General features: G+C 60.1%; 8 protein-coding genes. 4 read left to right on the top strand and 4 right to left on the bottom strand.

Translation table 11 applies throughout. The annotated features are described in order from the left end of the window. Nucleotides 1-62 precede the first annotated feature (62 nt). The 4 genes from J4E53_RS18575 to glnT form a co-directional block, all read right to left on the bottom strand. The gene (locus J4E53_RS18575; RefSeq protein WP_060742973.1) at nt 63-1,406 is read right to left on the bottom strand and encodes an FMN-binding glutamate synthase family protein; all 1,344 of its coding nucleotides are present in this window, start codon (nt 1,404-1,406) and stop codon (nt 63-65) included. Between the two features lie 20 nt (nt 1,407-1,426). Further along, nucleotides 1,427-2,110, bottom strand: a complete 684-nt coding sequence (locus tag J4E53_RS18570) for a protein glxC (protein WP_060742974.1) — start codon at nt 2,108-2,110, stop codon at nt 1,427-1,429. Between the two features lie 11 nt (nt 2,111-2,121). Further along, nucleotides 2,122-3,027 carry a glutamine amidotransferase family protein gene (locus tag J4E53_RS18565; protein ID WP_060742975.1) on the bottom strand — a complete coding sequence of 302 codons (906 nt, stop codon included), beginning with the start codon at nt 3,025-3,027 and terminating at the stop codon, nt 2,122-2,124. Nucleotides 3,028-3,099: 72 nt separating this feature from the next. Beyond that, on the bottom strand, nt 3,100-4,434 hold the full coding sequence (gene glnT / locus J4E53_RS18560; RefSeq protein WP_060742976.1) for a type III glutamate--ammonia ligase: 1,335 nt from the start codon (nt 4,432-4,434) through the stop codon (nt 3,100-3,102). Between the two features lie 281 nt (nt 4,435-4,715). Between glnT and J4E53_RS18555 the strand changes: the two genes are divergently transcribed. The 4 genes from J4E53_RS18555 (at nt 4,716) to J4E53_RS18540 (ending at nt 8,547) form a co-directional block, all read left to right on the top strand. Next, nucleotides 4,716-5,315 (top strand): helix-turn-helix domain-containing protein, encoded by a 600-nt coding sequence (locus tag J4E53_RS18555; RefSeq protein ID WP_003200568.1) that lies wholly within the window; start codon nt 4,716-4,718, stop codon nt 5,313-5,315. A gap of 240 nt (nt 5,316-5,555) precedes the next feature. Then, nucleotides 5,556-6,422 (top strand): formyltetrahydrofolate deformylase, encoded by an 867-nt coding sequence (gene purU / locus J4E53_RS18550; RefSeq protein WP_103307844.1) that lies wholly within the window; start codon nt 5,556-5,558, stop codon nt 6,420-6,422. Then, nucleotides 6,419-7,324, top strand: a complete 906-nt coding sequence (gene folD, locus J4E53_RS18545) for a bifunctional methylenetetrahydrofolate dehydrogenase/methenyltetrahydrofolate cyclohydrolase FolD (protein WP_103307845.1) — start codon at nt 6,419-6,421, stop codon at nt 7,322-7,324. Before purU ends, folD begins: the two co-directional genes overlap by 4 nt. After that, the gene (locus J4E53_RS18540) at nt 7,306-8,547 is read left to right on the top strand and encodes an FAD-dependent oxidoreductase (protein ID WP_103307846.1); all 1,242 of its coding nucleotides are present in this window, start codon (nt 7,306-7,308) and stop codon (nt 8,545-8,547) included. Before folD ends, J4E53_RS18540 begins: the two co-directional genes overlap by 19 nt. The last annotated feature ends 5 nt before the right edge of the window (nt 8,548-8,552 follow it).

The raw sequence follows: 8,552 nt of genomic DNA, 5'->3' as shown, positions 1-8,552 counted from the left end.
GCTTGCGTCGGTTTTGACTGTGCCACCTTCATCGCGAGCAAGCTCGCCCCCACCGTTTTTTGTCAGTAACCGGTACCGGAACCCGGAACCCAGTTGGTCCCCGCCAGCGGCACCCGGGCCATGGCGGCCGACTCCACCGTCAGGGCTACCAAATCCTCGGGATCGAGGTTGTGCAGGTGCGACTTGCCGCAAGCCCGGGCCATCGTCTGCGCTTCCAGCACCAGGACGCGCAGGTAGTTGGCCAAGCGGCGGCCCCCCTCCACCGGATCCAGTCGCTTGGACAGTTCCGGATCCTGGGTGGTGATACCGGCCGGGTCGCGGCCGTTCTGCCAGTCATCGTAGAAACCGGCGGCCGAGCCGATTTTCTTCAGTTCCTCGTCCAGGCGTGGATGGTTATCGCCCAAGGCGATCAGCGCCGCGGTGCCGATTGCTACTGCATCCGCCCCCAGCGCCATCGCCTTGGCGACGTCGGCACCGTTGCGAATCCCTCCGGAAACGATCAACTGAACCTTGCGGTGCATGCCCATCTCCTGCAAAGCCTGTACCGCCTGAGGAATGGCCGACAGAATCGGAATCCCCACGTGTTCGATAAAGACTTCCTGTGTCGCCGCCGTCCCGCCTTGCATGCCATCGAGCACAATCACATCCGCCCCGGCCTTCACGGCCAACTTGACGTCGTAATACGGTCGGCTGGCGCCGATTTTCACGTAGATCGGTTTTTCCCAGTCAGTAATTTCCCGCAGTTCGGCAATCTTGATCGCCAGGTCATCCGGGCCGGTCCAGTCCGGGTGACGGCAGGCGCTACGCTGGTCGACACCGATCGGCAAGGTGCGCATGCCGGCCACACGCTCGGTGACCTTCATGCCCAGCAACATACCGCCGCCACCGGGTTTGGCGCCCTGCCCCAGGACGATTTCAATGGCGTCAGCCTTGCGCAGGTCGTCCGGGTTCATGCCGTAGCGCGACGGCAAGTACTGATAGACCAAATGCTGCGACTGGCCGCGCTCCTCCGGGGTCATGCCGCCGTCACCGGTGGTGGTGCTCGTGCCCGCGATGGTCGCGCCACGGCCGAGGGCTTCCTTGGCATTGGCCGACAACGCACCGAAGCTCATGCCGGCGATGGTCACCGGAATCTTCAGGTGGATCGGCTTCTTGGCAAAGCGGTTGCCGAGGATCACATCGGTGCCGCATTTCTCCCGATAGCCTTCCAGCGGGTAACGCGAAACGCTGGCACCGAGCAGCAGCAAATCATCGAAGTGCGGCAGTTTGCGCTTGGTACCGCCGCCGCGAATATCGTAGATGCCAGTCTCGGCGGCACGTTGGATTTCCTGAATGGTCAGGCGGTCGAAGGTCGCGGACTCACGCAACACTGGAGTGGCTGCTTTTTGGTTAATCGGGTCGCTCATATCTGTTCTCCTCGCGCGGATCAGTACGCGGACGCGTTATCGACTTTGAAGTTGTACAACTGACGGGCCGAACCGTAACGCTTGAAGTCAGCCGCCTTATGCTCGAAACCGGCGCGATTGAGCAGTCCTTGCAGCTCTTCCAGGTGCTCGGCACGCATCTCTTTCTCGATGCAATCCGAGCCGAGGGACTCGACGGTTCCTTTGACGTAAATGTGGGTTTCGTACAACGAATCGCCCAGCGCATCGCCGGCATCACCGCAGACCACCAGGCGACCAGCCTGGCCCATGAAACAGCTCATGTGGCCGATGCTGCCGCCAACGACGATGTCGATGCCTTTCATGGAAATACCGCAGCGTGCCCCGGCGTCGCCTTCAATCACCAGCAAACCACCATGTGCCGTGGCACCGGCCGCCTGGGAGGCGCTGCCTTTGACCCGGACGTAGCCGGACATCATGTTCTCGGCGCAACCGACACCAACGTTGCCGTGGACGGTGATCGAGGCCTTTTGATTCATGCCGGCGCAGTAGTAACCGGCGTGGCCCTGGATATCGATGGAGACGGCTTCGTTCACCCCGACCGCGAGGTTGTGCTTGCCGTTGGAATGAGTCACCAGCCACTCGTGATCGGTCACGTTATTGACCTGGTCATGCAGCGCCTGATTGAGGTCACGCACGGTGGCAGTGGAAAGATCGATAGTTTTCATATGTGCGCTCCTTAAGCTGACTCGCGTTCCCAGATGTACATCGTGGCCGGTGCCGGCTCCCAGACCCTGGCGTGTTCAATGCCCGGCAGGCTCGACAGTGCCTGATACTCGGAGGCCATGGCCACGTAGTCGTCGGTCTCGGCGAGGATCGCCGGCTTGCAAGCAATCGGGTCGCGGATCACGGCAAAACCGTTGCGGGTGCCGATGGCGAAGGTGAAAAAACCGTCCAGATCCACCAGCGAATGGTCCAGCGCTTCTTTCAATGAGTCGCCCTGCTGCAGGCGCCAGGTCAGGTAGCCAGCGGCCACTTCGGTGTCGTTGTCGGTCTCGAAGTGAATGCCTTCGCGCTTGAGTTCCTGACGCAGGCGGAAGTGGTTGGACAGCGAGCCGTTGTGCACCAGGCAGAGGTCGGCGCCGGTGGAAAACGGGTGGCTGCCCTCCATGGTCACCGCGCTTTCGGTGGCCATCCGCGTGTGACCGATGATGTGGCTGCCTTGCATGCCGGCCAGGCCGAAACGCTGGGAAATTTCCTCGGGCAAGCCCATGCCCTTGAGGATTTCGATGCTCTGGCCGGCACTCATGATGCGCACGCTCGGGGCCAGTTCGGTGAGGACAAGGCGCACCGGCGCCTCTGCGGCATGGATCTTGAGTACAGCGGCGCTGGCGTTCTGGAACCAGTCCAGCGAACAGCCAAGGCGCCCTTCCAATTCGCCCATCAAGGCTTTCCAGTCGAAGCCTTCGGTGGTCGCCTGCAAGGTCAGCTTGACCCAGCCATCCGCCACTTCATCGCCGTAAATGGCGAAGCCGGCACTGTCCGGGCCACGATCGGTCATAGCCTGCAACATCGGTTCGAAGAGCTTGCCGAGCTGGGATTCCAGCTGCGGATTTTTCAGGTAAAGACCTACGATTCCACACATATCAAGTCTCCTTCGGAGGCAGTGAACGCCCGACGCCGTGCCGGGTGCCCGAATGGTTGTCAAAGCACACAGTCAGAAAAATTCGGTGTAGCGCTGGATCTCCCAGTCGGAGACGTGGCGGCTGTATTCCACCCACTCCATACGCTTGAGCTTGATGAACTCGTCTACGATCTGCGGACCGAGCATCTCGGCGAACAGCGGGTCGGCTTCGAGCGCGTCGCAGGCTTCCTTGAGCGATTGCGGCAGGGTCTTGATGCCCCGCGCGGCGATCTGCTCCAGGCTCAGGCTGTAGAGGTTTTCATTGCAGACGTGGTCGATTTCCAGCTGACGGTCGATGCCGTCCAGGCCGGCGGCGATGATCGCGGCGCTGACCAGATAGGGATTGCACCCTGCGTCCGGCAGACGGAATTCGAGGCGGCCGTAAGGTACCCGCACCATGGCCGAACGGTTATTGGCGCCGAAAGCGATAAAGGCCGGCGCCCAGGTCGCGCCGGACAAGGAATTGCCCACCACCAGACGCTTGTAGGAGTTGACCGTCGGCGCGGCAAAGGCGCACAGCGCCGGACCATGGGCCAGCAGCCCAGCGGCGAAGTGATAGGCCAGCTTCGACAGGCCCATGCCGCTCGGATCGCTGGCGTCATGGAACAGGTTCTTGTTGTCGGCGCTGCTTATCGAGAGGTGAAAGTGCATGCCGTTGCCGGCGCGTTTCGGGTCGGGCTTGGGCATGAAGGAACAGATCATCCCCAGGTCATTGGCGATCTCACCGGCAGCCATGCGGAAGAAGGTGAAACGATCCGCCGAGGTCATGGCGTCGCTGTAGGTGTAGTTGATCTCGAACTGGCCGTTGGCGTCCTCGTGGTCGATTTGATAGACCTCGAAATCCACCGCCTGCAAGGCCTCGGTCAGGCGCTCGAGAAACACCCGGGAACGCGACAGGCCTTTATAGTCGTAGCAAGGCTTGTCCAGGTTGTCGCTGGGGTCGACCAGTTGCAGCTTGCCACTCTCATCGCGGCGCATCAGGTTGAACTCCGGTTCCAGACCGGTGTTGAGGGTCCAACCCTTTTCCGCCAGGCGTTGTACTTGTTGCCCCAGCACATAACGGCTGTCATACGGATGCGGCTTACCGTCGACGTGGCCAACGCACACCACCCGCCCGTAACCCGGCTGCCAGGGCACCGGGGTCAGGGTGGACAAGTCGCCGCGAGCCATGAAGTCAGGGCCGTGGGGTTCCATGCCCATGCCGCTGATCGCAAACCCGGCAAAACCTGCTCCCTCTTCAGCCACGGTCTTGAGCCCACAGATCGGCACCGACTTGGTCTTGGCCGCACCGTGAATATCCACAAATTGCGCAAGTACGTATTTGATCCCGTGCTTGTCGATGATGCGCTGGGTTTCTGCTGGCAACATTGCTCGTCACTCCTCGCGAAAGGCAAAACATCTTGAATGGGCCTTGACCGTCTTTTTATTCCTAAAAAGAAAGTTATTTTCCCAATAGGAATGCAAAGCCCTTGCCAGATTCGCGAGTGAACGCAGAAACGCCGTGACAGGCGCTTTTGTGCTGTATATATGGGAATATTCTTTTCCCTGTGAGAATACTGCCCACAGGCCAGGCGCCAAGCAGTGCCATTTGCACTTTCTCAGTGCGAAACTAATATTACTGAACGGAAAGTGTGCAGGACCTGATGACTATGTCGACCGAAACCGCCCCGCGCCTCAAGCTTGAGCAATACCTGGGATTGCAGATCAAGCGCCAGCGCCAGGCTCAGGATCTGAAATTATCTGACGTGGCCAAGATTGCCGATATCAGCCAGGGCATGCTGAGCAAGATCGAAAATGCCCAGGTGTCCACCAGCCTCGACACCTTGAGCCGTCTGTGCGACGTGCTCGGCCTGCCACTGTCGAAGCTGTTCAGCGAATACGACCAGCAAGACGGTAGTGCGTTGCTGGTCAAGGCTGATCAGGGAATGGAAGTGGTTCGACGAGGCACCGAGAAGGGTCATACCTATCATCTGCTCAATCACACTCGTGGGCCGAAGAAAAGTTTTGAGGCCTACATGGTCAGCATGGATGACGCGAGTGAAGAGTTTCCGACCTTCTCCCACCCCGGCACCGAATTCCTCCACTTGCTGGAAGGTGAGCTGATCTATCGCCACGGCAATCAGCTTTACCGAATGGAAGCTGGCGACAGCCTGACGTTCGAAGGCGAAATCCCCCACGGCCCCGAGCAACTGGTGCAGGTGCCGATCCGCCTGTTGTCGATCATGAATTACGGCAACGACAAAGAATAACGCCCCCCTTCCCTTGCTTTGCCCTGTCTTGAGGCCGACCCAGCGTCGGCCTCACGAATTTTCCTGCCAGTTAAAAAACTTTCTTGAAAGCTCTGGACGCGGCGCGACCATTCCCCTATAAAGCCACAACCAGGAATAATTTATTCCCAACAAGAAAATACGCTCATGGATGAGCCTGCTGTCCGTCGATGATTTTTTTCGCTATGCGATGAGCTGCCGCCATCATCCCGAGGACGTGTCATGCAACACGAAAAAAACCATTTCATCATCAAGATCACCTGTCCCGCGGTGTCCGGCATCGTCGCTGCCGTCACCACCTACCTGGCGGACAACGGTTGCTACATCGGGGAGATGGCGCAATTCGATGACGATTTCAGCGGCCGTTTTTTCATGCGTGCGGTGTTCCGCTTCAACGACAGCCATCAGGGCGACATTCAACAGATCAAGGACGGCTTCGCCGACGTCGCCCAAGCATTCGACATGACCTGGGAATTGCACGACACCCGCGAGCCGATGCGTGTGCTGCTGATGGTCAGCAAATTCGACCACTGCCTGACCGACCTGCTCTATCGCTACCACAAGGGCGAGATGGACATGACCATCACCGCCATCGTCTCCAACCACCTCGACCTGCGGCCCATGGCTGAACGCGAAGGCATTCGTTTCATCTACTTGCCGGTGACCAAGGAAACCAAGGCTCGACAGGAAACCGAGCTGATGAGGATCGTCGACGACACCGGCACCGAACTGGTGGTATTGGCGCGCTACATGCAAATCCTCTCTGATGACCTGTGCAAGCAACTCTCCGGGCGGGCGATCAACATTCACCATTCGTTCTTGCCCGGTTTCAAAGGAGCCAAGCCTTATCACCAAGCCTACCAGCGCGGCGTGAAACTGATCGGCGCCACCGCTCATTACGTCACCAGCGACCTCGATGAGGGACCGATCATCGAGCAGGAAGTACAGCGCGTCGATCACGTCTACCTGCCCGACGACCTGGTCGCCACCGGCCGTGACACCGAAACCGTGGCCCTGTCCAAGGCGGTCAAGTATCACCTGGAGCACCGGGTTTTCCTCAACCAGGACAGAACGGTGATCTTCCGGTGAACACGCACAAACTGATCGACGGAAAAGCCACTGCCGCCCGCGTCCTGGTGCAGGTTCGCGAGGACGTGGAGCGCCTGCGCGAGCAAGACATTCAGCCGGCCTTGGCGGTAATTCTCGTGGGCAGCGACCCTGCCAGCCAGGTCTATGTGCGAAACAAGATCCTGCGCGCCGAAGAAGTGGGTATCCGCTCGCTGGAACATCGGCTGTCCACGGACACCAGCACTGAACAGTTGCTCATTCTGATCGCCCGATTGAATGCCAATCGCTCGATCCACGGCATTCTGCTGCAACTGCCGCTGCCTCCGCATATCGACGAATTACGCGCACTGGAGGCTATCGCTCCGGACAAGGATGTGGACGGGTTCCACAGTCAGAACGTCGGCGGTCTCAGCCAGGGTCGCACGGTACTCGCGCCCTGCACCCCCAGTGGTTGTTTGTATTTGCTGGAACAAACCTGTGGCGATCTACGCGGCAAGCACGCGGTGGTGATCGGCCGCTCGAACATCGTCGGCAAACCCATGGCCGCGTTGTTGCTGCAGGCCGACTGCTCGGTGACCGTCCTGCATTCGCGCAGCCCGGATCCGCAGGCCCTGTGCCGCCAGGCAGACATCGTCATCGCCGCCGTGGGTCGCCCACGGTTGATCGACGCCAGTTGGCTCAAACCTGGCGCAGTGGTGATCGACGTCGGCATCAACCGCATCGAAGACGATGGCCGCAGTCGCCTGGTGGGCGACGTCGACTTCGACAGCGCCCTGGCACACGTCGCGGCGATCACCCCGGTGCCCGGTGGTGTCGGCCCGATGACCATTGCCTTTCTGATGAAGAACACCGTGACCGCAGCCCTTGCGCAACACCAGGCTCAACGCAGCCAATCGGAGGCCCTATGCCATTCAATCTATTGAAATACGGGCTGAGTTCGGAGTATCCGGTGGAAGTGGATTTGCCGCCACCGAAGGAACTCAAATCGAGCTATGACGTAGTGATCATCGGTGCCGGCGGCCATGGCCTGGCCACCGCTTACTACCTGGCCAAGTACCACGGCATCACTAATGTCGCGGTGTTGGAGAAGTCCTACCTGGGCGGCGGCAATACCGCGCGCAACACGGCGGTGATCCGCTCCAACTACCTGACCAGTGAAGGCGTGCGTTTCTATGCCGAATCGGTGCGCATGTTCCAGGGGCTTTCGAACGAGTTCGACTTCAACATCATGTATTCCGAGCGCGGCCAACTGACCCTGGCCCACACCGATGCCACGGTGCGTTCGTTCCGCCAGCGAGCCGAGGTGAACAAACACTTTGGCGGCCGTACCGAGATGATCGACCGCCAGCAGATCCGCGAACTGGTGCCCAGCCTCAACCTCGATCCCGGCCACTTGCCGGTGATTGCCGGTCTGTGGCACATCGACGGCGCCACAGCACGCCACGACGCCGTGGCCTGGGGTTACGCCAAGCAGGCGGCCAAGCGCGGCGTCGAAATCCATCAGCTCACCGAAGTCCAGGATCTGATTATCGAGAACGGCGCCATCACAGCGGTCAAGACCAACCGCGGCACCATCAAGTGCGGTTGCGCGGTGCAGGCGATTGCCGGGCACAGTTCGTTGCTGATGGCCAAGGCCGGGATCCGTTCGCCGATCCAGACCTTCCCGCTGCAAGCGATGGTCACCCAGCCGTTCAAGCCGTTTCTTGATCCGCTGGTGAGCTCCTCCGCACTGCACTGCTATGTGCAGCAGACCAGCCGTGGTGAGGTGGTATTCGGCGGTGGCTCCGATCCCTATCCACTGTTCAACACCCGTTCGACCCTGGACCTCAAGGAAAGCCTGCTCGCCCATGCGATCGAGATGTTCCCGTTCATGGCCAACGCCAAGCTGATGCGCCAATGGGCCGGGATCACCGACATGACCCCGGATTACAGTCCGATCATGGGCTTGTCGCCGGTGAAGAATTACTACCTCGACGCCGGCTGGGGTACCTGGGGCTTCAAGGCCACGCCGATCTGCGGCAAGACCATGGCCGAGTTGGTGGCCAGCGGCGGCAAGGTGCCGGAGCTGATCAAACCCTTCGGCCTCGAACGTTTCTCGACCTTCCAGCAAGTCAACGAAATGGGCGCCACGGCGGCCAGCCACTGACGGAG

It is taken from the genome of Pseudomonas sp. FW305-28, from assembly GCF_017351395.1.
GTDB lineage: Bacteria > Pseudomonadota > Gammaproteobacteria > Pseudomonadales > Pseudomonadaceae > Aquipseudomonas > Aquipseudomonas fluorescens_AA.
This window is presented reverse-complemented; position numbering and strand designations above follow the sequence as displayed.